The sequence below is a fragment of the Aureivirga sp. CE67 genome (assembly GCF_015767245.1).
Lineage (GTDB): Bacteria > Bacteroidota > Bacteroidia > Flavobacteriales > Flavobacteriaceae > Aureivirga.
Genome location: NZ_JADOTV010000004.1, coordinates 72,064 through 96,360, shown reverse-complemented (window position 1 = coordinate 96,360; position 24,297 = coordinate 72,064). Strand labels below are relative to the sequence as shown.

General features: G+C 29.6%; 26 protein-coding genes. 8 read left to right on the top strand and 18 right to left on the bottom strand.

Translation table 11 applies throughout. The features are described from left to right. The first annotated feature begins 118 nt into the window (after positions 1 to 118). Positions 119 to 499: a hypothetical protein gene (locus I0K12_RS07500; RefSeq protein ID WP_196886712.1), complete on the top strand. Its 381-nt coding sequence runs from the start codon at positions 119 to 121 to the stop codon at positions 497 to 499. A gap of 62 nt (positions 500 to 561) precedes the next feature. Here I0K12_RS07500 and I0K12_RS07495 read toward each other — a convergent pair whose 3' ends face one another. Genes I0K12_RS07495 through rsfS form a run of 8 tightly spaced genes read right to left on the bottom strand, consistent with a single transcriptional unit; the run spans position 562 to position 6,648 of the window. Continuing rightward, on the bottom strand, positions 562 to 1,194 hold the full coding sequence (locus tag I0K12_RS07495) for a YceI family protein (protein WP_196886711.1): 633 nt from the start codon (positions 1,192 to 1,194) through the stop codon (positions 562 to 564). 31 nt (positions 1,195 to 1,225) lie between these two features. Further along, entirely contained in the window at positions 1,226 to 1,912 is a 687-nt protein-coding gene (locus I0K12_RS07490; RefSeq protein WP_196886710.1) for a YceI family protein, read from the bottom strand. A 2-nt stretch (positions 1,913 to 1,914) separates the two neighbouring features. Then, positions 1,915 to 2,184 carry an acyl-CoA-binding protein gene (locus tag I0K12_RS07485; RefSeq protein WP_196886709.1) on the bottom strand — a complete coding sequence of 90 codons (270 nt, stop codon included), beginning with the start codon at positions 2,182 to 2,184 and terminating at the stop codon, positions 1,915 to 1,917. Positions 2,185 to 2,198: 14 nt separating this feature from the next. Further along, a complete protein-coding gene (locus tag I0K12_RS07480) occupies positions 2,199 to 2,786 on the bottom strand; it encodes a hypothetical protein (protein ID WP_196886708.1) in 588 nt (195 codons plus the stop codon). A 3-nt stretch (positions 2,787 to 2,789) separates the two neighbouring features. Beyond that, a complete protein-coding gene (locus I0K12_RS07475) occupies positions 2,790 to 3,602 on the bottom strand; it encodes a phosphatidate cytidylyltransferase (protein ID WP_196886707.1) in 813 nt (270 codons plus the stop codon). Between the two features lie 3 nt (positions 3,603 to 3,605). Further along, positions 3,606 to 4,187 carry a hypothetical protein gene (locus I0K12_RS07470; protein WP_196886704.1) on the bottom strand — a complete coding sequence of 194 codons (582 nt, stop codon included), beginning with the start codon at positions 4,185 to 4,187 and terminating at the stop codon, positions 3,606 to 3,608. Positions 4,188 to 4,229: 42 nt separating this feature from the next. Next, the gene (gene ftsH / locus I0K12_RS07465) at positions 4,230 to 6,236 is read right to left on the bottom strand and encodes an ATP-dependent zinc metalloprotease FtsH (protein WP_196886702.1); all 2,007 of its coding nucleotides are present in this window, start codon (positions 6,234 to 6,236) and stop codon (positions 4,230 to 4,232) included. A 40-nt stretch (positions 6,237 to 6,276) separates the two neighbouring features. After that, on the bottom strand, positions 6,277 to 6,648 hold the full coding sequence (gene rsfS, locus I0K12_RS07460) for a ribosome silencing factor (RefSeq protein WP_196886697.1): 372 nt from the start codon (positions 6,646 to 6,648) through the stop codon (positions 6,277 to 6,279). Between the two features lie 90 nt (positions 6,649 to 6,738). Between rsfS and I0K12_RS07455 the strand changes: the two genes are divergently transcribed. Further along, complete coding sequence (locus I0K12_RS07455; protein ID WP_196886693.1) at positions 6,739 to 7,479, top strand: biotin--[acetyl-CoA-carboxylase] ligase; 741 nt, start codon at positions 6,739 to 6,741, stop codon at positions 7,477 to 7,479. A gap of 78 nt (positions 7,480 to 7,557) precedes the next feature. On the opposite strand, the gene yaaA is transcribed toward I0K12_RS07455, so the two are convergent. The 3 genes from yaaA to I0K12_RS07440 all read right to left on the bottom strand — a co-directional run bounded on the left by yaaA (position 7,558) and on the right by I0K12_RS07440 (position 9,847). Continuing rightward, positions 7,558 to 8,316, bottom strand: coding sequence for a peroxide stress protein YaaA (yaaA, locus tag I0K12_RS07450; RefSeq protein ID WP_196886691.1), 759 nt, complete (start codon positions 8,314 to 8,316; stop codon positions 7,558 to 7,560). A gap of 65 nt (positions 8,317 to 8,381) precedes the next feature. Continuing rightward, positions 8,382 to 8,858 (bottom strand): pantetheine-phosphate adenylyltransferase, encoded by a 477-nt coding sequence (coaD, locus tag I0K12_RS07445; protein ID WP_196886689.1) that lies wholly within the window; start codon positions 8,856 to 8,858, stop codon positions 8,382 to 8,384. Beyond that, positions 8,855 to 9,847 carry a D-alanine--D-alanine ligase gene (locus tag I0K12_RS07440; RefSeq protein WP_196886687.1) on the bottom strand — a complete coding sequence of 331 codons (993 nt, stop codon included), beginning with the start codon at positions 9,845 to 9,847 and terminating at the stop codon, positions 8,855 to 8,857. The genes coaD and I0K12_RS07440 overlap by 4 nt, the downstream gene beginning before the upstream one ends. Before the next feature lie 74 nt (positions 9,848 to 9,921). Between I0K12_RS07440 and I0K12_RS07435 the strand changes: the two genes are divergently transcribed. Next, the gene (locus tag I0K12_RS07435) at positions 9,922 to 10,551 is read left to right on the top strand and encodes a PASTA domain-containing protein (protein WP_196886685.1); all 630 of its coding nucleotides are present in this window, start codon (positions 9,922 to 9,924) and stop codon (positions 10,549 to 10,551) included. A gap of 3 nt (positions 10,552 to 10,554) precedes the next feature. Further along, the gene (locus tag I0K12_RS07430) at positions 10,555 to 11,577 is read left to right on the top strand and encodes an RluA family pseudouridine synthase (protein ID WP_196886683.1); all 1,023 of its coding nucleotides are present in this window, start codon (positions 10,555 to 10,557) and stop codon (positions 11,575 to 11,577) included. 86 nt (positions 11,578 to 11,663) lie between these two features. Here I0K12_RS07430 and I0K12_RS07425 read toward each other — a convergent pair whose 3' ends face one another. The 4 genes from I0K12_RS07425 to tgt are packed head-to-tail and all read right to left on the bottom strand — an operon-like array spanning position 11,664 to position 15,784. Next, positions 11,664 to 12,617, bottom strand: a complete 954-nt coding sequence (locus I0K12_RS07425) for an acetyl-CoA carboxylase carboxyltransferase subunit alpha (protein WP_196886681.1) — start codon at positions 12,615 to 12,617, stop codon at positions 11,664 to 11,666. A 48-nt stretch (positions 12,618 to 12,665) separates the two neighbouring features. After that, entirely contained in the window at positions 12,666 to 13,571 is a 906-nt protein-coding gene (locus I0K12_RS07420) for a DMT family transporter (protein ID WP_196886679.1), read from the bottom strand. Then, positions 13,558 to 14,649 carry an LptF/LptG family permease gene (locus I0K12_RS07415; protein WP_196886678.1) on the bottom strand — a complete coding sequence of 364 codons (1,092 nt, stop codon included), beginning with the start codon at positions 14,647 to 14,649 and terminating at the stop codon, positions 13,558 to 13,560. Before I0K12_RS07415 ends, I0K12_RS07420 begins: the two co-directional genes overlap by 14 nt. A gap of 4 nt (positions 14,650 to 14,653) precedes the next feature. Continuing rightward, positions 14,654 to 15,784 (bottom strand): tRNA guanosine(34) transglycosylase Tgt, encoded by a 1,131-nt coding sequence (gene tgt, locus I0K12_RS07410; RefSeq protein WP_196886676.1) that lies wholly within the window; start codon positions 15,782 to 15,784, stop codon positions 14,654 to 14,656. Between the two features lie 161 nt (positions 15,785 to 15,945). Here tgt and I0K12_RS07405 point away from each other — a divergent pair, with 161 nt between their 5' ends. The 4 genes from I0K12_RS07405 to I0K12_RS07390 all read left to right on the top strand — a co-directional run bounded on the left by I0K12_RS07405 (position 15,946) and on the right by I0K12_RS07390 (position 20,731). Further along, complete coding sequence (locus I0K12_RS07405) at positions 15,946 to 16,884, top strand: DUF368 domain-containing protein (RefSeq protein WP_196886674.1); 939 nt, start codon at positions 15,946 to 15,948, stop codon at positions 16,882 to 16,884. Positions 16,885 to 16,886: 2 nt separating this feature from the next. Further along, positions 16,887 to 17,900, top strand: a complete 1,014-nt coding sequence (locus I0K12_RS07400; protein ID WP_196886672.1) for a DUF368 domain-containing protein — start codon at positions 16,887 to 16,889, stop codon at positions 17,898 to 17,900. Beyond that, positions 17,901 to 18,632: a shikimate dehydrogenase family protein gene (locus I0K12_RS07395; protein ID WP_196886670.1), complete on the top strand. Its 732-nt coding sequence runs from the start codon at positions 17,901 to 17,903 to the stop codon at positions 18,630 to 18,632. A gap of 182 nt (positions 18,633 to 18,814) precedes the next feature. Continuing rightward, the gene (locus tag I0K12_RS07390; RefSeq protein WP_196886668.1) at positions 18,815 to 20,731 is read left to right on the top strand and encodes a DUF349 domain-containing protein; all 1,917 of its coding nucleotides are present in this window, start codon (positions 18,815 to 18,817) and stop codon (positions 20,729 to 20,731) included. Positions 20,732 to 21,599: 868 nt separating this feature from the next. Here I0K12_RS07390 and gldG read toward each other — a convergent pair. The 3 genes from gldG to I0K12_RS07375 are packed head-to-tail and all read right to left on the bottom strand — an operon-like array spanning position 21,600 to position 24,295. Next, entirely contained in the window at positions 21,600 to 23,249 is a 1,650-nt protein-coding gene (gene gldG / locus I0K12_RS07385; RefSeq protein WP_196886666.1) for a gliding motility-associated ABC transporter substrate-binding protein GldG, read from the bottom strand. Next, the gene (gene gldF / locus I0K12_RS07380; protein ID WP_196886664.1) at positions 23,242 to 23,967 is read right to left on the bottom strand and encodes a gliding motility-associated ABC transporter permease subunit GldF; all 726 of its coding nucleotides are present in this window, start codon (positions 23,965 to 23,967) and stop codon (positions 23,242 to 23,244) included. The genes gldG and gldF overlap by 8 nt, the downstream gene beginning before the upstream one ends. Before the next feature lie 19 nt (positions 23,968 to 23,986). Beyond that, positions 23,987 to 24,295, bottom strand: a complete 309-nt coding sequence (locus I0K12_RS07375; RefSeq protein ID WP_196886662.1) for a putative quinol monooxygenase — start codon at positions 24,293 to 24,295, stop codon at positions 23,987 to 23,989. Positions 24,296 to 24,297: the final 2 nt, after the last annotated feature.

Genomic DNA, 24,297 nt, shown 5'->3' with positions numbered 1-24,297 from the left:
AAGTTAATTATTAAACATTTATGTTAACATATGTATTTTTTTTGAGTTTTACATTGATATTTATCATTCTTTATTTTTTATCTAATAAATATTTTTGGCTACCTAAAATTACTAACACATGACAAAAAATTTATTTGTATTTCTATTCTTTCTAATGGGAATATCTGCATTTTCTCAATCAAAAATAGTAGGAAAATGGGCAGGAAAAGATAAAAATAATTTACCAACTGAATTTGAATTTACACAAGATAATAAAGTAAAGATTCTACCAGATTTTCCAGAATTTACTTTTGTTGTTGATGATGAAAAAAATCCACATTGGATTGATTTAAGTGCTACAATCGAAGGAAGTGAAATGAAAGTATTTGGTTTAGTAGAATTTGTTTCTGACAATGAAATTAAACTAGAATTTTTCTTTAATGTAGACAAGCATCCAGGGAAATTTACAGATGATGCTAATGGTGATCATACTGATATATTTAAGCTTACCAAACAATAAAAAGCAAAAAGAGGATTAAAAATAATTTAATCCTCTTTTTTTATCCTTAAATTTTATAAGTTCTATTTAATTGATGTTGAAGCTTTGATTGTTACTTCAGACCAAGTTTTACTAACTCCGTCTGCACCTTTATGTAAATCAAAACAAGCTTTATTTAAAGCTTCAACAGCAGCTTGAGCATTCCATTTATTTAAATCTAATGTCGCATGTAATTCAGCATTATCTTTATTTTCTGCAACATAATGAAATGGTAATTTTTCAGACATCCCATTCATTTTTAAAGCAATGTAACCCATTGAATCATTTTCTACAGTGATATCTCCACTTAATAATTCTGTATTTTCCATTACATTGAAAAAGAATTTCTGTAATTTACTATCACGTATACTATCTTTACTATAAATACTACTCACCGGAATACTAAAATGAGCACCATTTAAAGCTTCACGAACATTTGTTGCTTTATTGTTATTACTAATCGTAATTTCTTTAAATGTTCCTGAAACAGGTTTTTTTTCTGTAGTCTTATAAGCTGTCCAAGTAATTTTAGTTTTCGAAGGATCTAGTTGAACATTTGATTCTTCTCTTTGTTCTGTGTTTTCTCCTTCAACTTTTTTTGTTACTTCGTTTTTACAAGCAACAAATGAAGTTAATGTAGCAGCAAAAAGACAACCGATTAGTATTCGTTTTTTCATTTTGATTATTTTAAAAATTATTGTTTAAGATTTAATTTCCTTCCCCTTCTTCTTGAGTATTACAGTCATCTTCATCCTCATCTTGAGGAACACCTGGATCTGCTGTAATCTCTACTTCTACTTCTACTTCTTCATCAACACCACTAACACCATATTTGCTATGCTCACGGTAAGTTCTACTGATAAAGTAATCAAGTGAAGATTTCATTCCCCAATCTGATACATTCATCATCGCTGTCAATTTAAATTTAGAATCTTGAATTTCGTATGTAAATGGTAAATCTTTTGTAACACCATTTGCTTTTAATTCAATAAAACCAGTAGTGTCATCATCAAGATAAATATATCCACTTAAAGCTTCTGTATCATCAAGCATTTTGAAGAAATAATTTACAATTCTAAAATCACGAACTTCATGATCTGTAAATAAACTAGATACTGGAACACTAAATTTTGAACCATTTACTGCACTTTTTATGTCAGTCACAGTATTTGAATTAGAAATACAACTTTTTTTAAAAATTCCAGATAATGGAATATTTTCTTCTGTTTTAAAAGCTGTCCAAGTTATATTTGTAATCCTTGGTTGTAAAAATTCACCATCTTCACGATGAGAAATTTGTTTTGAATTTTCTTGTGATGTATTTTCCTCTTCACATGAGGCGAAAAAAAGAGTTACTACAACTAGTAGTAAATTCAAGAGTACTTTTTTGTTCATTGTTATTTAATTTTTGTTATATACTTTTCAACTAAATTAATGTAACCAATTTTAGCCTCTTCCTTGCTAATGGTCTTTAATTGAAGCCAAGCATTAAACTTAAAAGCATTTCTCACTCCCTTTGTCATAACCTCCTCTTCTGTTCCTGCGTCTCCTTCCGTAGCTTGTTTATAATATGCATAGAACTCTAACATTACATCAGCAGGTAATTTTGATTTTGTCTCACTTGCTATTTTGTATGCCTCATTAAATCTTCTATCTAAATCTGTCATTTTTACATTTTTTACTATATTGATAATGAAGCAATAGAGTCTTGACCTCCTTTTATTTTACTATATAAATGTACATTAATTTTTGAATTTAACGGTAAATAAATATCAATTTTTCTACATTTTTTTATAAAACCAGCATCCTCTCCTTGTTTGATGTTTTTTCCTACATTATCATAAAAAATTACATCTTGTTCATTATCTATGATTATATTTATATTATTGATTTTCAACCCTATTTTTCCTTTTTCATTTTGATTTTCTTCAATTTCTCCAGATATTGGATATAAAATCATTCTATAATCCCAAAAACCTCTTTGAATTGTAATCTTATTAACTTTCTCTCCTAGTTCTTCTGAATATTCATTTTCAGAAATTTTCACAACTTTTCCATCAAAAGGAGCTAAAACAGTGGTGTCATCTCGTCTAAATCTTCTTTTAGGTATTTTGTAAATAAATAAAATAAGTAAAAAAACTACTAGTAGACAAAAAGAAATAATACGGTTTACTATTTCATTTGTAACAAATTTATCTAATGCCAATATAGAAATCCCAATAATAAACATGGAGATTACTATTGTTGTATATCCTTCTTTATGAAACATTTTTTAAAATATTTGTAAGTAAATATAAATAAATGGAGCAGTAAATATGATACTATCAAGACGATCTAAAAAGCCTCCATGCCCTGGAATAAAATTAGAACTATCCTTGATATTTGCTTCTCTTTTAAACTTAGATTCTATTAAATCTCCTAAAACTCCTGTAAAACTAGTTATGATTGAAATTACAATCCAGTGAAAAACATTAATAGTATCAAATGAATATGATAATATTATTCCTGCAATAATTGTAAATATAAATCCTCCTAAAAATCCTTCGATTGTTTTCTTTGGCGAAACTCTTTCGAATAATTTATGTTTACCAAAAGTTCTTCCAACCAAATAAGCAAAAGTATCATTTGACCAAATAAGAATAAATAATCCTAAAACTAACTCTGGAATAAATGTTTCATTAGAATCAATACCAAGATTCACAAAAGGAATCAACATTAAACTACAAAATGGAATTGCAATATAAACAATGGTTAAAAAATATTTACCAAGAACATCTTGAATGTTTTTTTCTGAAAATAAATGCTGAAGTAGTGGTATAAATAAAGAAATAAAGAAAATAGATCTGAAGATAGTTTCACTTTTCTCAAAATTGATAATTGGAGAACTTACAGTCAATAAAAGAGATATTGAAGAAACATAAATCCAATTATTTTTTAGTTTAACAAGATTCTTAAATTCATAGATACAAAAAAGCATTAAAACCAATAAAAGTCCAAAAAGCGTATATCTATTTAATAAAATCAGTGAAATTAAAAGAACTACAAAAACGAGCCCTGAAATAGCTCGTGTTATCATATTATTCATAAATTAAAGGTCTTCAAATAATAACAAATAAAGATTCTTAGAGTTATTACTTCTTGTTAAATCGTCTTCATTTACATCAATAGGCTTATAATTTTTTATAGCACTAATGTTTGAAGGGATGTTGTTTTTATATTTGTTTTTGATACTTGTTAAGCTTTCACCGCTATTCTGTACTATTTGACTAGTTCTTGCATAGACGATAAAATTATTTGGTAGTTGATCTATTTTATTATCCTTCAATTGATTTGAAGATAAAAGAATACTACCATCATGTGCAATTAATTGCTCACAAGCTGTAAAGATAGGTGAGTCTTTATGATATTCAAAATTTATTTCTTTTTCTGGAATAAGGGATACCAAATGGTTATCCATACAAGTTATTCTCTCCCAATTATTTTCTGCTAAAATATTTCCCAAGTTCTCACGAACTTCATTTGCGTGTGTACAGTATATAAACTTTCCACCTTTTTCAATAAAATTTTTAACAAAAAAATCATCCAAGGATAATTTTTCTTCAGGTTCTTCTGAAAAATTTTCCTTTGATGATGATTCTTTTGTATTAAATAATTTTTTAAAAAAATTCATTATGTAATAAGTGATTGAATTTATTCAAAAATAATGTTCAAACTATTCTGATTTCTCATCCTCAGAAGTAGAATTGTTTTCTATTTCGTTAGATGAACTCTCGATAATTTCTTCTGCTTTGTCTTCGAATGGTCTTTTTCCAAAAATGTGTACCAAATCGTCCTTATAAATTACTTCTTTTTCTAATAACTTTTCAGCTAAAGATGTTAATTTATCTTTGTTATCTGTTAAAATTTGGATTGCTCTCTGATATTGAGATTCTACAATTTTAGAAATCTCTTCATCAATTTTCTGAGCTGTTTGCTCACTATAAGGTTTAGAGAATTCACTCTGACCAGAAGAATCATAGTAAGTAATATTTCCAATAGTATCATTTAAACCATAGATACTTACCATTGATTTTGCTTGTTTTGTTACTTTTTCTAAATCGCTTAATGCACCAGTTGAAATTTCATTAAAAATGATTTTCTCAGCAGCTCTACCAGCCAATGCAGCACACATTTCGTCTAGCATTTGGTCTGTTTTCACAATCATTCTCTCTTCTGGAAGATACCAAGCAGCTCCTAAAGATTGCCCTCTAGGTACAATTGTTACTTTTACTAAAGGTGCAGCATGTCTTAATAACCAACTTGCAGTAGCGTGACCAGCTTCGTGGAAAGCAATTGTTCTTTTCTCAAGAGGTGTAATAATTTTATTCTTCTTCTCAAGACCACCAATAATTCTATCAACAGCACTCATGAAATCTTGATGATGAACAGCTTTCTTACCATTTCTTGCAGCAATCAAAGCAGCTTCATTACATAAGTTTGCAATATCAGCTCCTGAGAATCCTGGAGTTTGTTGTGATAAGAAATCAATATCCACATCTGAATCCATTTTTAATGGCTTAATGTGAACTTTGAATATTTGCTTTCGCTCATTTAAATCTGGTAAATCCACATAGATTTGACGATCAAAACGTCCAGCACGCATTAACGCTTTATCCAATACATCTGCACGGTTTGTTGCAGCAATAACAATTACGTTAGTATCTGTTCCGAAACCATCCATTTCAGTTAATAACTGGTTTAATGTATTCTCACGTTCGTCATTTCCTCCTGTAAAATTATTTTTCCCTCTAGCTCTACCAATTGCATCAATCTCATCGATGAAAATAATAGAAGGTGATTTTTGTTGTGCTTGTTTAAATAAATCTCTAACACGAGATGCTCCAACTCCAACAAACATTTCTACGAAATCAGATCCTGAAAGAGAGAAGAATGGTACTCCTGCCTCACCAGCAACTGCTTTTGCTAATAATGTTTTACCTGTTCCTGGAGGTCCTACTAATAATGCTCCTTTTGGAATTTTACCTCCTAATGAAGTATATTTTTTAGGATTTTTAAGGAAATCTACAATCTCTGTTACTTCCTCTTTTGCTCCTTCTAACCCAGCAACATCTTTAAAGTTTACTTTTACTTTTTGGTCATTATCAAAAAGTTTTGCCTTCGATTTTCCAATATTGAAAATTTGACCACCTGGGCCTCCTCCACCACCTCCAGACATTCTTCTCATGAAGAAAATCCAAAGTCCAATAATGAAAATGAAAGGTAATAATGTTATAAGCGTATCAAAAATACTTGTTCTTGGTTCGTTTCTAACATCAAACTCAAGGTTATGAGCCTTTTTTTCCTCTGCTATATGCTTCTCAAAATTTTGTAAGTCTCCAATGTTAAATGTATAAACTGGAGCATTCTTACTGAAGAAGTTGTCCGATTTTACATCTTTATACTTATCTTTTTTAAGAGCATCTTCTTTAATAAAAATTTCTGCTTCATTTTTATTTACGATAAGAATCGTTTTGATATCATTATCTTTTAAAATCTCAGAAAATTCATTATAAGTCAACTCTTTAGAAGAGTATGCTCCGTTACCGTTTAGCAATTGATATCCAATCAGTAAAGCGAAAAGAATACCGTAAATCCAAAAATAATTAAATTTTGAACCACCACCTTTTCCTTTATTGTTAAATGGATTATTATCTTTTTTTTGATTTTTATCTTGGTTCATTTATACAAATTTCATTGTGTTACTTAAAAATAATCAAATTCTAGTAATCTGTAGAGATTTTTGTGATTTTTGCATCACCCCATAAATTCTCTAAATCATAGAATTCTCTTGTTTGCTTTTGGAATATATGTACAGCTAGGTTTACATAGTCCATCAAAATCCATTCTGCATTATTTTCTCCCTCCACGTGCCATGGTTTGTCTTTTAACTCTTTACTTACCATTTTTTGTATTGAACCAGAAAGTGCGCTTACATGTGTATTAGAAGTTCCACTACAGATGATAAAGTAATCGCATACTGTATTTTCGATGTCACGTAAATCTAGTATTTGAATATCTTCTCCTTTAACTTCTTCGATTCCTTTTAAAATCACAGCAATAAGTTCGTCCGTACTAATATTATCTTTAACCATTAAAAATTATTTAGTTTTTTTGCAAAGTTATTGTTTTTTTATGAGTATTTCACCCTAAGTTAATAACTTAGTTAATATGAATGTAAAGTTATGAATATAATCAAACTTAATGCCATCGATTCTACTAACATTTTTCTAAAAAATTTGTGTCAGTCGGATAATTTGAAAAATTTCACAACCGTTGTAGCAGAGCATCAGTACGCAGGTAAAGGGCAAATGGGCACTACATGGGAAGTAGAAGAGGGTAAAAACTTGACTTTTAGCACATACGTTGATTTTTCCGAGTTAAATATTAAACATCTTTTTGTCATTAGTAAAGCAGTTTCTTTGGCAGTTTCTGACACAATTTCACAGTATTTTGGACTTAAAAATTCCATCAAATGGCCAAACGACATTTTGTCACAGAATAAGAAAATAGCAGGAATTCTAATTGAAAATATTTTCAGAAAAGGAAAAATTCATTCTAGTATTATCGGAATTGGTTTAAATGTCAACCAAAAAGTCTTTGATTCTGATTTAAAACACGCTTCTTCTCTGAGTATTTTATTAAAAAAAGAGAAAATAGATAAAGATGTTTTGCTTGAAAAAATAGTAGAAAATATAGAGAAAAGAATACAACAAATCTATAATCAAGAAGAAGAACAAATTACCAACGATTATTTGAACTTATTATTCAGATATCAAAAACCTTCCATGTTTATTTCAAATGAAGAGCGTTTTATGGGTAAAATTGTTGGAGTTTCTGAAGATGGAATTCTACAATTGGAAAAAGAAGATGAAAAACTGTACGAATTTGAATTAAAGCAAATCAAATTCGCACAATTTCTATAATTTTTTTAAAGACTGAGCGAAGTAGAAGTCATCAATAACTTGAGTAGAAATATACTTTGCCTTCGCTTTTTCTTTAATTTATTTTGTAAAAACAAATTCTTTGTCTGAAGATAAATTTTCATCATAAGCATAACCTCCTTCTGTGAAGTTTTTCAAATCACAAGGTTGTTCTACATGATTTTCAATAATATATCTCACCATCATTCCTCTAGCTTTTTTAGCATTAAAACTAATCACTTTAAGCTTTCCGTTTTTATAATCTTTAAAAACTGGAGTAATGATTTCTGCTTTTAATTCTTTTGGTTTAATCGCTTTAAAATATTCATTACTTGCCAAATTTATCAACACATCTCCATCATTTAATTCATGATTTAAAGATTCTGTGATATAATTTCCCCAAAAATCATATAAATTCTTATGCGTTCCCACTTCTAATTTTGTTCCCATTTCCAAACGATATGGCTGGATTAAATCAAAAGGTTTTAAAATTCCATAAAGCCCAGAAAGAATTCTTACTTTATCTTGAAGCATCGGAATTTTGGTAGTTGCAATAGTATATGCATCCAATCCTTGATACACATCTCCTTTAAAAGCATAAAGAGCTTGACGAGAATTTTCTAATGTAAAAGGATAAGACCAATCTTGATTTCTTTGCCAATTTAGGTTTGCTAAATTGGCAGATATATTCATTAAATCTGAAAGTTCCTTCGGACTTTTTTGTTTTAAAGTATTCTGGATTCTTTCTGATTTTTGTATAAAAATTGGATCTGAATAGAAATCCGATGGTGTTTCTGTTTCAAAATCCAAAGACTTTGCTGGAGATATTACGATTTTCATGGTTACATTCTTTTAAGGTTATAAAAGATAAGAAAAAATAATACTTCTAAAAAGCTTTTAATTTGTTAAATATTTTTCTTCTCTTTCAGTGTTTTTGAAATAATTTCTGGAGTAAACAATTTTACATCTCCTCCATTTTTGATTAAATCTCTTACAATACTTGAACTGATAAAAGAAGTTTCCGCACTAGTCAATAAAAACACTGTTTCAATTCCTGAAAGCTTTCTATTTGTTTGTGCAATTCCTTTTTCAAACTCAAAATCAGCAGGATTTCTTAAACCTCTCAATAAAAATTCTGCATTTTCTTCTTTGCAAAAATCTATTGTCAAACCTTCATAAGTTTTCACTTTTACACTCGGAGCATTTTTAAAAGCTTCTTCAATAAACATTTTTCTTTCTTCAAGAGAAAACATGTATTTTTTTGTAGAATTCGTTCCGATAGCAATAATTATCTCATCAAAAAGCGGAATTGCTCTTTCAATAACATCAATGTGTCCTACGGTAATTGGATCAAATGATCCTGGGAAGATTGCTTTTCTCATTTCTTAGGGTTTAAATTCATTTCAATAGCATTTCCAAATAATTCTTTCAACGAAATTCCTGCACAATTTGCTTGTTGTGGCAAGATACTTTCTGCTGTCAAACCTGGAACTGTATTCATTTCTAAAAAGAAAGGTTCATCGTTTACAATAATAAATTCCGAACGAGAAAATCCTTTCATATTCAATATCTGATAAGCTTTTTTGGCAATTTCAGAAGTTACAGCTTCTATTTCTTTCGAAATTCTTGCCGGAGTTATCTCCTGAGATTTTCCTAAATATTTTGCTTCATAATCAAAGAAATCATTTTCTGAAACAATTTCTGTAAAAGGCAATACTTTTACTTCTCCTTTATATTCAATTACTCCAACAGAAACTTCAGGTCCGTCCAAAAATGCTTCAACAATTACTTCATGATCTTCTTTAAAAGCAACTTCTAAAGCTTTCTGCATTTCTTCTTTTTTATTCACTTTCGAAATTCCAAAACTAGAACCAGCTCTATTTGGCTTCACAAAACAAGGTAAACCAACAGTTTCTAAAATTTCATCAATAGAATAATTTTCATTTTCATAAATATAACAAGAAGTCGCAGTTTTAATTCCGTGTGCTTTTAATACTGCAAGTGTATCTCGTTTATTAAAAGTCAATGCCATCTGGTAAAAAGGAGCAGAAGTATGAGGAATATTTAAAAGTTCTAAATATGCCAAAATCTTTCCGTCTTCTCCTGGAGTTCCATGAATTGCATTGAAAACTATATCAAAATTTATTTTTTCACCGTTCATTTCAAACGAAAAATCTGTTCGATCTATCGGATATTCTTCCGAATCTATGACAGCAACCCATTTTTCTTTTAAAATATGAACTTTATAAACGTTAAATTTTTCTTTATCTAAATGTTCATAAACAACATTACCACTTTTTAAAGAGATCTGATATTCAGAAGAATACCCTCCCATAAGGATCCCAACACTTATTTTGTTGTTCTTTTGCATTGTATTTCAGAATTTTTTAAAATAATTCAATGCATAAAAATACGTTTTATATCTTTGCTGAAAATAAAATTTATATGAGTTTAGTAAATTTTTTAAAATCAAAAACTTTTTTTAAACACCTTGCAATCGCAATTGTGGGGGTTATTTTATTAATTTTCATCGTTTTGAAGTGGTTAGATTTCACTACAAATCATGATCAAAAAATTCAGGTACCAAATCTTGAAAAGAAGTCGTTAGAGGAAGCTGAAAAATTATTAACAGAAAGAAATTTAAGATTTAAGATTCGTGATACAGCGAACTTTAATCCAAAATATCCTCCATATTCTATCATTGAGCAAACGCCTGAAGCTTATGACAATGTAAAAGAAAACAGACAAATATATCTGACAGTAAATCCTTCAGGGTATAGAAATGTGGAATTACCTCCGATTGTTGGAATTTCAAAGAGAAATGCTTTGGCTCTTTTAAAAGCTAGAGGATTGCAAGTAGGAAATAAACCTGTGTATGTTTACGATATTGCAAAAGATGTTGTAAGAGGGGTTTATTATGATGGAAAGCCAATTAATGTTGGAGATTTGTTACCTAAAAACTCTGTAATTGAGTTGAAATTAGGAGACGGAAAAGGAAATGGAAAATCTAGTGAGCAAGAGGTAAAACAAAACTCTGACACAGATTCTGAGGGAAATGAAAATGAAGTGCAGTAAAAAATGAGTATAGTAGAAGAAATAGATAACGAAGAGTTATACGAACATTATAGATTTGTAGCGTCAGATGGGCAAGAGCCTTTACGTGTAGATAAATTTTTAATGAATTTTATTGAAAATGCTACAAGAAATAAAATTCAACAAGCAGCAAAATCTGGAAACATTTTAGTGAATGAAATTGCTGTTAAATCAAATTATAAAGTAAAACCTCATGATGTTGTAAGAGTTGTTTTAGAGCATCCTCCACATGAGAATTTATTAGTAGCAGAAGACATTCCTATTGATATTGTTTTTGAAGATGATAGTTTATTAGTTGTAAACAAACCAGCAGGAATGGTTGTACACCCGGGACATGGAAACTACAGCGGAACTTTAGTTAATGGTTTAATTCATCATATTGAAAACTTACCAACAAATAGTAATGAACGTCCTGGTTTAGTTCACCGTATTGATAAAGATACAAGTGGATTATTAGTAGTTGCAAAAACAGAATCTGCAATGACTCATTTGGCAAAACAATTTTTTGATAAATCAACAGAAAGATTGTACTATGCTTTAGTTTGGGGAAATATTGAAGAAGATTCTGGAACTATTGAAGGACATATCGGAAGAAGTTTAAAAAATAGACTTCAAATGTCTGTTTTCCCTGATGGAGAATTTGGAAAACCAGCTGTTACACATTATAAAGTTCTTGAAAGATTAACTTATGTGACACTTGTTGAATGTAGACTAGAAACTGGTAGAACGCATCAAATTAGAGCGCATATGAAGCATATTGGACATACATTATTTAATGATGAAAGATATGGTGGAGATGCTATCTTAAAAGGAACAACTTTTACAAAATACAAACAATTTGTAGAAAACTGTTTCAAAGTTTTACCAAGACAAGCGCTACATGCAAAAACTTTAGGTTTTATTCATCCAGTTACTGGAGAAAAAATGCAATTTAATTCTGAAATTCCAGAAGATATTCAGCAATGTTTAGAAAAATGGAGAACGTATACTGTTAATCAAAGAGATTAATTATTTCGTTTAAAATCAGAAATTATAATATAAAAAAATCGCACTTTACTAAGTGCGATTTTTTTGTTCTATATTTTTGAAAAATCTTATTCTTCGTAAACTCCCATTTTAGAGTATTTATCCATTCTTTGAGCTACTAACTCTTCATCAGATAAATCTTTTAACTCATCAAATGCTTTTAAGATTTGCTCTTGAACTGCGTTGTAAGCTTCTTCTCTATTGTAGTGAGCTCCTCCAACTGGTTCTTTAATGATTCCGTCAATAATCTTAAGATCAAGCATATCTTCAGCAGTTAATTTTAATGCTTCAGCAGCTTTTTCTTTGTGCTCCCAGCTTCTCCATAAGATTGAAGAACATGATTCTGGAGAAATTACTGTATACCAAGTATTTTCCATCATGTAAACTCTATCTCCAACTCCAATTCCGATTGCTCCTCCTGAAGCTCCTTCTCCAATAACGATTGAAATAATAGGAGTTTTTAAACGAGCCATTTCGAAAATATTTCTTGCAATAGCTTCTCCTTGTCCTCTTTCTTCGGCTTCTAATCCTGGGAATGCTCCAGGTGTATCTAAGAATGTTACTACAGGAATACCGAACTTTTCAGCCATTTTCATTAAACGTAAAGCTTTACGGTATCCTTCCGGATTTGCCATCCCGAAGTTTCTATATTGACGAGTTTTTGTGTTGTGTCCTTTTTGTTGTCCTATGAACATGAAGCTCTGGTCCCCAATTTTACCTAAACCACCTACCATTGCTTTGTCATCACTTACATTTCTATCTCCGTGAAGTTCCATGAAAGTATCTCCTGCAAATGCATTAATGTAGTTTAATGTATATGGTCTATTAGGATGACGTGATAATTGAACTTTTTGCCAAGGAGTCAAGTCTTTATAAATCTCTTCACGAGTTTTTTGTAGTTTTTCTTCAATATTTTTACATGTTTCAGAAACATCTACATTGCTTTCTTCTCCAATAACAACGCACTTTTCTAATTGATCTTCAAGTTCTTTTATAGGTAATTCAAAATCTAAATATTCCATACTATAATATTTGAGTGGAAATACAAATATAGCAACTTTGAAAAAGTATCATAAACTTATTTGCTTTTTTTGTATCGCCTTTTCTTTTCGATTCTTAATAATTCCGTTTAATAAAACGACTAATATAATAATTGCTGCTCCAATATAAAACGAAGCGTCCATTTTTTCTTTTTCTGGAAAAACTAATACAGCTAATATAATTCCATATACAGGTTCTAAATTAATAGTTAGCATTACTGTGTAAGGAGTTAAAAATTGCATCACTTTTACAGATCCGATAAATGCATAAGCAGTACATACACTACTTAGAATGAACAAATATATCCAATCTGATACTTCTAATGCAAAAAATTCTGAATGAAATCCACCTGTAACACCTAGAAATATGGTTACAAACCCTACTCCTAACAATAATTGATAGAAAGAAATGATCGATGGTTCGTATTTTTTAACGTATAAACCATTTATTACTGAAAACAAAGCGGAAAGAAATGCAGAAATCAAAGCGTAAATAATTCCTAAAGTATAATCTGTATCTAAATTAAAAATCACATACAGACCCAAAATCACAACCGATCCGAAGAATAATTCTAAGGGTTGTATTTTTCTCTTAAAAAAAATGGGTTCTAAAATAGAGGCAAAAAATGCTCCGGTACTAAGTGTAACTAATACAACTGAAATATTTGAAACCTTTATAGCATGGAAGAAAGTAATCCAATGAAGGGCAATAATAATTCCCCCAATTAAAAATTTAATCCAAGCTTTTTTATCAATCGCAATTTTTTTCTTCTTATATAAAAAATATATATAAATAAATCCTACAGCTAGAAACATTCGAAACCATACTAATGGCAGTGCTTCTAAACTTATTAAATCACCTAATAAAGCTGTAAATCCCCAAATAAAAACAATTAAATGAAGGTGAAGAAAATGTTTTAAGTTACTTTTTGGCATTGATATAAAGGTATATTGCTACGGCTCCAAAAACAATATTTGGGAACCAAACATATAATAAAGAATTTGCACCAGAAACAGAACCTAATACTTCTGCAATTCTGATAAAGAATACATAGGTAAACATTAACGAAATACCAATTGCAAGATTCACTCCTGTTCCTCCTCTTTTCTTTCTAGAAGAAAGTGCTACTGCAATAATTGTCAATATATAAGATGACAATGGTAAACTAGTTCGTTTATATAACTCTACTAAATGTGTATTTAAGTTCTTCACTCCTCTTGCTTTTGACTTATCAATAAAATCTACCAAGTCTGGTGTTGATTTTTCCATGGAAATATAATCCATTACTAATAAATCTGAAGGTTTGAAATCAAAAACTGTATCAAACTTTTTCTTTACTTCAATAAGATCTTTTTTTGCTAAAAGTGTTCTTTTTCGATAATTTGTTAGCTCATAAGTACTATCTTTTGTATTCCAACGAATAGCATCAGCAAAAATTTTATATTTTAATTTATGACCATCAAAATGTTCAAATGTAAAACTTTGCCCTCTATTATTTTTTAAATTAAAATTTTTGATAAATACGTAATCTCCGTCTGATAGTTGAAGTGTTCCATTTCTTACATAATCAGCTCCTGCGCGTTTCTTTTTACTACGCATATATTTATCATTAAATTCTTCGAAAACTTTTCTACTTTTCGGTACTATATAATGATTCATAGATAGTGCAAAAATTGTCACAATCGTTGCCCCAATCATATATGGACGAAGCATACGAGTAAAAGATATTTTTGCACTATTTATAGCAATAATTTCTGTATTTGCTGCTAGTTTTGAGGTGAAAAATATAATAGAAATAAACAGTGCCAGTGGCATAAAAGTATTTGCATAATAAATAGTGAAATTCAAATAATATTCCTCTATTATCTGCATTGTTGTTAACTCTGGCCAGCGTAAAAATTTATCTACTTTTTGTGAAATATCAATCGCAATTGCAATTGGAATTAAAATCAAAAGTGTAAAGATAAAAGACCCTAGATATCTCTTTAATATATATTTATCAAGTATTTTCACCTAACTATAATCGTTTATTCATTTGTTGAACCATTCTATTTTTCCAAGTCGTAAAGTCACCAGCAATAATATGTTTTCTAGCTTCTCTTACTAACCAAAGATAGAAACCTAAATTATGAATAGTTGCAATTTGTTTTCCTAATAATTCATTTGCAACAAATAGATGACGTAAATATGCTTTCGAATATTGTGTATCTACATACGTAATTCCCATATCATCAATTGGAGAAAAATCATTTTCCCACTTCTTATTTTTGATATTAATTGTTCCGTGTGCTGTAAATAACATACCATTTCTAGCGTTTCTAGTTGGCATTACACAATCAAACATATCCACTCCTAACGCAATATTTTCTAAAATATTGATTGGCGTTCCAACTCCCATTAAATATCTTGGCTTGTCTTCTGGAAGAATACCACAAACGATATCTGTCATTTCATATAATTCTTCAGCTGGCTCTCCTACTGACAATCCTCCAATTGCATTTCCTTCTGCCTCTACAGAAGCAATAAACTCTGCAGATCGTTTTCTTAAGTCTTTAAAAGTACTTCCTTGAACAATTGGAAAAAGTGTTTGATTATAATCATATTTTGGCGGAACTTTCTCCAAGTGATTGATACATCTTTTTAACCAACGATGTGTCATATGCATTGAACGTTTTGCATAATTATAATCACAAGGATAAGGTGTACATTCGTCAAAAGCCATAATAATATCTGCTCCGATAGAACGCTGAACTTCCATTACACTCTCAGGAGAAAAGAAATGATAAGATCCATCAATGTGACTCTTAAACTTCACACCTTCTTCATTAATTTTTCTTCTTCCAGATAAAGAATATACTTGAAATCCTCCACTATCTGTCAAAATATTTCTATCCCAACCCATAAATTTATGCAAACCTCCTGCTTGCTCTAAAATATCAGTTTTTGGACGTAAATATAAATGATATGTATTTCCAAGAATAATATCAGGATTGATATCATCTTTTAATTCTCTTTGATGTACTCCTTTTACGGTACCTACTGTTCCTACAGGCATAAAAATAGGTGTTTCTATTTCACCATGATCAGTAGTTACAACTCCTGCTCTTGCCTTACTTAACGGATCTTTAATTTTTAAATCAAACTTCATAGTCGGCAAAGATAAGAAAGATTTTAATTGTGGTAGTTATAATATTATGAATCCTAAAGAAGATTCTTTTTGTTTTTAAAAATCTATAACATTTTTAATTTCTTATCCGTATTTATTGTACCTAGAAAATAGTACATTTGTCCGTAACAATTAATAAATACATGCAAAACAGGACTTTTTTACAATATGTAATTATTTCTCTTAAAGGAATTGCAATGGGAGCTTCAGATGTAGTTCCTGGAGTTTCAGGAGGAACAATTGCTTTTATTTCAGGAATTTACGAAGAACTTCTTTCATCTATAAATAGTATAAATCTAAATCTTTTAAAAACATTAAAAGAAGAAGGAATCAAAAGTGCTTGGAAAGCCGTGAACGGAAATTTCTTAGTTGCGCTTTTATTAGGAATTGGAATTAGTGTGGTTTCTTTGGCTAAAACAATTTCATGGCTTTTAGAAAATAAACCCGTTTTAGTTTGGTCTTTCTTTTTCGGATTAGTACTTGCAAGTATTCTTTTTGTAGGAAAACAAGTAAAAAAATGGAATGCTGTAACTATTCCTCTAGCACTTATCAGTGGGTTTTTGGCGTATTTTATTACAACATTAGAACCTGTAGCAAGTGATGCGCATTCTACAATATTTTTATTCTTTGCAGGAGCTTTGGCTATTTGCGCTATGATTCTTCCAGGTATTTCTGGTTCTTTTATTTTAGTTCTTCTTGGAGCTTACAAACCTATATTAGAAGCAATTCATGAAAGAAATCTTAAAATTATAGCAATCGTAGGATCTGGTGCAATTTTTGGTTTACTAACTTTTTCAAGAGTTTTAAAATGGTGTTTTAACCATCAAAGAAATGCAACTTTAGCAATCTTAACTGGTTTTATTATTGGTTCGTTAAATAAAATTTGGCCTTGGAAAAAAGTATTATCTTGGAGAGAGAACTCTAAAGGTGAAAAAGTTCCATTTTTGGAAGAAAGTATTTCTCCTTTCCATTTTGAAGGTGACAATCAGTTGCTGTTTGCAATCGGTTTGGCTTTCGTCGGGTTTTTAGTAATTCTTCTTTTAGAAAGAATTTCAGTTAAAAAAGAAGCAACAGCAGCGTAATCATGGCTAGAAAAGAACGAAAATTTTTAGACTATTTCGGATTATTCATAAAAGGATTATCAATGGGAGCAGCAAACAAAGTTCCTGGAGTTTCTGGGGGAACAGTTTCATTTGTGCTTGGCTTTTATGAAGAACTAATATATTCATTCAAAAAATTTAACGGAAAAGCTCTTAAATTACTTCTAAGTAGAAGGTTTAAGAGCTTTTTTCAATATATAAATGCACCTTTCCTTTTATTAATCATGGGAGGAAGTACTTTTAGTTACTTCAGTGTCTCTCTGGTTTTAGATTATTTTATCACACATTTCGAACTATATGTTTGGAGCTGGTTTTTTGGTTTAATTATCGGTTCTATAATTTACATAAGTAAAGGTTTTAAGGATTGGAATGTCGTCAATATTATTTCGATGTTAATTGGAGTTGGAATTGGTATTGCAATTAGTTTTATGAACCCAGCAAAGGAAAATGACAATCTTTGGTTTGTATTTTTCTGTGGTATTATTGGAGTTTCTGGGATGACACTTCCTGGACTTTCAGGTTCTTTTATTTTAATTCTTTTAGGAAATTATGTACTTCTTTTAGTAGATTCTGTAAATGCCTTGTCTAAAGCTATTTCGGCAGTATTTACAGCAAATTGGGAAGCTTTTAATGATCCTCATTTAATTAAATATTTAAAAATTGCTGGAATGTTCACCGCTGGTTCTGCTTTTGGTTTGGTTTCTCTTTCTCATATTTTAGGTTATGTTTTAAAACGTTGGCACGGAATCGTTATTTCTGTGATTATAGGATTTATTACTGGTTCGCTTGGAATTGTTTGGCCATGGAAAAATGAGATTTATAGAACTCAGAACGGAGAACCAATGATTGATGCTAAAGGAAATTATGTTGTAGAAAATTATGAGCGTTTTTTACCGAACTTGGGAGAAGGACAAACTTGGCTTGCAATTTTCTATATTTTAGTAGGAATCGGTGTGGTACTTTTAATTGATTATTTAGGAAATAGAAAAACGAAATAAATGAAATTGTTAGGTTTAGTAGGAAGAAATATTTCTTATTCATTTTCAAGAGGATATTTTAAGGAGAAATTTGAAAAGCTACATTTGGAAAATGATTTCTCTTATAGAAATTTTGATATTGAGCAAATTGAACTTTTTCCTTCCATAATAGAAGAAAATAAAAAGTTAGTAGGTTGTAATGTGACAATTCCTTACAAACAAGAAATAATTCCATATTTGGATGCTTTAGATGAAGTTTCGAAAGAAATTGGTGCTGTAAATACAATTAAAGTCAAAGATGGAAAATTATTTGGTTTTAACACAGATGCATATGGGTTTGAAAATTCTATAAAACCTTTAATTAAAAATCAGAAAAAAGCTTTGATTCTTGGTACTGGTGGAGCTTCGAAGGCTGTAGTTTTTGCTTTGAATAAAATGGGAATTTCTCACAAATTTGTTTCTAGAAATAAATCTGAGAACAATTTTATTTATGAAGAGATTGACCAAAAAATTATGGAAGAATTCGAAATAATTATAAATTGTACTCCAATTGGAACTTTTCCAAACATTGAAGAAAAACCGAATTTACCTTATAAATACCTGACAGAAAATCACTTATTATATGATTTGGTCTACAATCCAGAAGAAACTGCCTTTTTAAAAGAAGGAAAATCAAAGAATTCAATTATAAAAAACGGACATGATATGTTGATTTTACAAGCTGAAAAATCGTGGGAGATTTGGAATCAGTAAATTAACGCTTCATTCTTTAAAACATAAACAAAAAACAATACTTGTAAGAGAGATTATTTAGCATTCTTCAAAAAAAAGATAATTTCAAAAAAAATCTTCTGATGTAAGATATTTTTGTTAATTTCGGTGCTATTGTTATCTTTCAAACAATATTACAGTAAGGAACTTAAACATTATAAAAGATGTTAGACGAAAAAAATGAAAACTTATCAAACGAAGTAGAAAATACTTCTAACGAAAAAGAACAGGAAAATACTATGATGAATAACGAACAAGTAGAAGAAAAAGTGTCAGAAGCAGAAGCGGAAACAAATGCTGCAGTAGAAGAAATAAGCCAAAACTTGGCTGAAGAATCTCAGGATACTGAAGAAAAGCAAGAAATCGAAATGCAAGATTACGATGCAATGTCACAAGAAGAACTTGTTTCGGCATTAGAAGAGCTTGTCAAAAATCATCCTGTTCAATTGATTAGTAAGCACGTAAATGCAATTAAAAATTCGTTTAATTCTAAATTTAATGCTTTAGTTGAGAAGAAAAAAGAGGAGTTTCTTGCTGAAGGTGGAAACATTATTGATTTCCATTATTCTAGTCCTATCAAGATGAATTTCAATGTAGCTTATGGGAGCTATAGAGAAAAAAGAGATGCTCATTATCAAGCGATCGAGAAAAGATTAAATGATAATTTAAAGCTTCGCTTGGAGACTATCGAAGAGTTGAAAAACTTAGTAGAAGAAGCACATGGTGAGAAAAACATGTTTAACGATTTCCAGAAGATTCAAGAAAAATGGAAAGCAATTGGACCTGTACCAAAAGATAAGTATAACAATACTTGGCAAACTTACCACTTCCATGTAGAGCGTTTCTACGATTTACTTCACATCTCAAATGACTTAAGAGATTTAGACTTTAAACACAACCTTGATGAAAAAAGGAAATTAATTGAAAGAGCTAGAGAGCTTTCTCAGCTAGAAGATATTAACGAAGCGTTTAAAAACTTACAAGATCTTCACAGAATTTGGAAAGAAGATATTGGACCTGTTTCTAGAGAGCACAGAGAAGAAATCTGGCAAGAATTTAGTGATATCACAAAAGCAATTCATGATAAAAGACACGAGTATTATAAAAACTTAAAAGAGTCTTTTGAGCAAAATATTGAAAAGAAACTTGCTGTAATTAACGATATTAAACTTCTAGCAGAAGAAAAACCTACTTCGCACTCTGATTGGCAAGAAAATATCAAAAAATTAGAGAGTTTAAGAGAGGATTTCTTTAAAATTGGAAATGTACCTAAAGCTAGAAATGAAGAAATCTGGAATCTTTTCAAAACAGCTACAAAATCTTTTAACCATGCAAAGAATGCATTCTACAAAAATGTAAAATCGGAGCAACAAAACAACTTGGCTAAAAAATTAGAATTAATTGCTTTAGCAGAGTCGTTAAAAGATAGCGAAGAGTGGCAATCTACAACGGAGAAGATGAAGAAAATCCAAATGGATTGGAAGAAAATCGGACACGTACCAAGAAGTCAATCTGACAAAATCTGGAAAGATTTTAAAAATGCCTGTAACCATTTCTTTGATAGATTAAGAGATAATCAGGATGAGGATAACAAGAAGCAATTAGAAGTTTTTAACCAAAAGAAAGAATATTTAGAGAAAATTAAAGAGGAAGTTACTTCTTCAGAAAAAATTGATTTAAATAGAGCTAAAGAAATCATTAATGATTGGCGTCAATTTGGAAGAGTTCCTCAAAACTTACGTCATATTGATATTAAATTTAACAAGCTTTTAGATAAAGTATTCAACGAAATTTCTGAAGATAGAAATGAATTTGAAATGGTTAAGTTTAAGAATATGGTGGATAGTTATTTAGAACAAAATGACACTAGAAAACTTAATAATGAAATAATGTTCATCAGAAAGAAAATTGATGAAATTGTGAAGGAAATTCAACAATTAGATAATAATATCAATTTTATTTCAAATGCTTCTGAAGATAATCCATTAATCAAAAATGTTAGAAGAAACATTGCAAAACAAGAAGATTATTTAGCTATTTGGAAAAAGAAATTAGCTTATATAAGAACTTTAGATTATTAATTTTAATTTATACAAATTGAAAAGCCTACTTAATTAAGTAGGCTTTTTTTATATTATAAGGTGAATTATTTTTCTAATATTGATAATATAAGTAATATATAAGGTATTATATTTTATTGCCTTAATATACCATTTATTCACAATCCTATCTATTTATTAATAGAGCTCTTCCATCGGTTTAAAATACAACTATTTACATAAAAAAAGATTTATTTTAACTATAACAAAAACTATAATTTAAATAAATAAAAAAATACTTTTTACACTAACACTAGTCGTAAGCACTTTTACAACATTTGCACAAAACCATTGTGATTATAACAATATTAAACTTAATAGGCAACACAAAATTCATAATGTTACCACTACAAATATTGTTGAACTATTAGAAAATCCTGATGAGACTGAAGAGAGTTGGGATGTTATAGGATCAAATTATGGAGAAAAACCTAATCACTCTATTCATTATATTTATGGTGAAACATCCTTTGAGTTTTATGGAGAAGGGGATCCTGAAATTTCTTTAGAAATGTTCGGACAACTAAAAGCATTTAAAATAAAATCTGACATAGTTTACTTAGAATTAAATGGAAAAAATTATACACCAGGAGTCACTACTTTTTTAAACGATATCTAACGACTTTAGATTTCTTTCAGCTAAATAAATCGCCTTTACTTTATATTTCAAGTATAAAAGATGGGAAAACTATAAAACATGTAAACTATTTTATCATTCATAAAACGGATGATGATAAAATTTGGATAGAACTATTTAACAATATATAAGATCGTTCTACAAATTTAGAAATGAAATAAACATCTTTTTTAAAACAAAAAAGCACTTCTTTTTGAAGTGCTTTGGTATTTTTTATTGATATTTTTTCTTTCGAATAAAATAGAAAAGGAAACCGAAAATGGCTAGTAAAACAAGTGGCAATACAATATTTATAATTTGCCATTTTGATCTTTCTTTAAAAGCTTTTTCTTTATCTAAGAGTTTTAAATCTATTGTTTTCGAACGAATATTTATCAATCCAGAATCATCTAAAAGATAATTAATCGAATTCATCAAAAACTCTTTATTTCCAAAACGTTCTTTCGTCCATTTATCTACTTCTAATGGTGTAGGCTGGTTATTTCGTACTTGGTTTCGAATAAAATCACCATCCGAGATTACAACCATTTTAGAATTTACTCCCTTATCTTTTGCATTTTCGAACGAGAAAGGTTTTACTCTATCTGCATAAGCAGATTTAAACTCTCCTTCTAATAAAACTCCAAATATTTTAGATTTTTCACCTTCAAATTGTTTTGGATTTGGTTTTTTAGAAAGTTCAGTTAAAGAAATAATCTTTGGTAAACCTACAATCTTTGAAAGCTTCGAACTTTGTAATAAAACTCTTTTAGAAATTCCATTTTTCAAAGTATCCATACTATTTGGAAAACGTAGGCGAACTGGTTCTGTATTCTTAGAAATTGGATTATCTCCGTTTGGAAGCACCAAAGGATGGTATTTCCAAGGAAACTGACTAAACTGAGGTTGCCCTCCTTTAGTTCCTGTCTGTAATAATATTTTTGAACCATAAAGATCTTTTACAACATCTGCGTTGATTCGAACTCCGTAATTGAAAAATAAATCCGTTAACCCTAAATCTCTTGGATAAAGCATCGATTCTCCTGTTTGCATTAAACTATCCAATTCCGCATAAGCATTATCAACCATCCACAATGTGTTTCCACCATTCATGATGTATTGATCCATTGTATATTTTTCGGCTTCTGTAAATTTCTCTGATGGTTTTGCAATAATTGCTAAATCGTACCCTTGAATATCTTTTGCGGTTTTTTGCGGATTTGCTTGAACTGAATCTAGAGTAAAAACTCCTAAATGATAATAGTTTTTTACTTTTCGAAGCATATCTGCAATGTAAACATCATCCAATTCTCCATTCCCTTTTAAAATGGCAATTTTCTTTACTTTCGTATTTATTATTCTATGAATTGCATTCATAAAATTATATTCCAAAGCCTGAATTGAATTTTCTATCTGATCTTCTTCTGCATTGATAATTGCAGTTTGTAATAAATTTACATTCTCCGATTTGTTTCCAAACTTTACAATTGCCCAAGGAAAAATAATAGCCTGAGTCATTTTTCCGTCTTCCTGCACTTGAAGATTACTTGGTTCCAATCCTTTTGCAATCAAATCTTTTTCATGCCCTGTTGGATTTACAAAACGAAAATGAATGTTAGAGTTTTCAGATTTTAACTCTTCCAGAAGTTGTTTTGTTTCAATCTGTAATCTTTTAAACTCCGCAGGAAAATCTCCTTGTAAGTAAACATTGATTTGAATTGGTTCTTTTACCTCAGCAATTATATTTTCTGATGCTTCTGAAAGTGTGTATCTTTTATCATGTGTCAAATCCCATCTTTCATGAATTTTACTTCCTACAACATTGATAAGAATAACAGCAACTAATAGAATGACAATTTTTATAGGGGTTTGTTTCTTATTCATTTTTCAATCTAAAGTTTGTTAATACTAAAAAGAAAAGTGTGATACTGATAAAATAAATCAAATCACGAGAATCAATCACACCACGACTAATGCTCTTAAAGTGCTCATTCATTCCAATTTGCTGGATCACATAATCCATATTTCCAAAAAGATTATAATTTGCTAATCCTTCGAAACCATAAAACAAAAAGAACGAAATGAAAATACTTATTATAAAAGAAACAATTTGATTTTTTGTTAAAGTAGAAGTATAAATACCTATTGCAGAAAAAGAACTTGCTAAAAACAGAAGTCCAATATAAGATCCGATAATACTTCCGAAATCGATATTTCCAATAGGATTACTTAATTCATAAATACTGTATACATATACAATTGTTGGAAGAATTGCAGTAATAATTAAAATAAGCGATGCTAGATATTTCCCTAAAATAATTCCCCAATCTGAAATTGGTTTCGTTTTTAAAATCTCAATTGTTCCAGCGTTATACTCATCTGAAAAGCTTCGCATTGTTATTGCAGGAATTAAAAATATTAAAAACCAAGGTGCTAAGAAAAAATAGCTGGTCAAATCTGCAAATCCTGCATTTAGGATATTAAAATTATCGTTAAACACCCAAAGAAAAAGACCGCTCATTATTAAATATATCGCAATAACGAGGTATCCTATTGGGCTAGAAAAAAAAGAATTTATTTCCTTTTTTAAAATTGCAACCATAGAAAATTAAAAATATTTATTAAACAAAAATAGGTTCTGAACTAAAAACTTTATCAACGCTCCAAGCTTCAGGTTTGGCATCAAAAAGAGGTTTTACTCCTGCCCAAACTCCTTTGAAAAGCTCTGAATTTCGATATTGGTCTAAATAAAACTCACTTTCCCAATAGCTATAAGTAAAAAATATATTTGGATTTTTCTTATCTCTATACAATTCTAAAAAACGACAACCTTCTGAATTTCGTATTTTATTTCTATTTTTTTCAAATCTTGATAAAAATTCTTCAATTTTATCTTCTTGAAAAGTCATTTTGACAATACGTACAAACATGC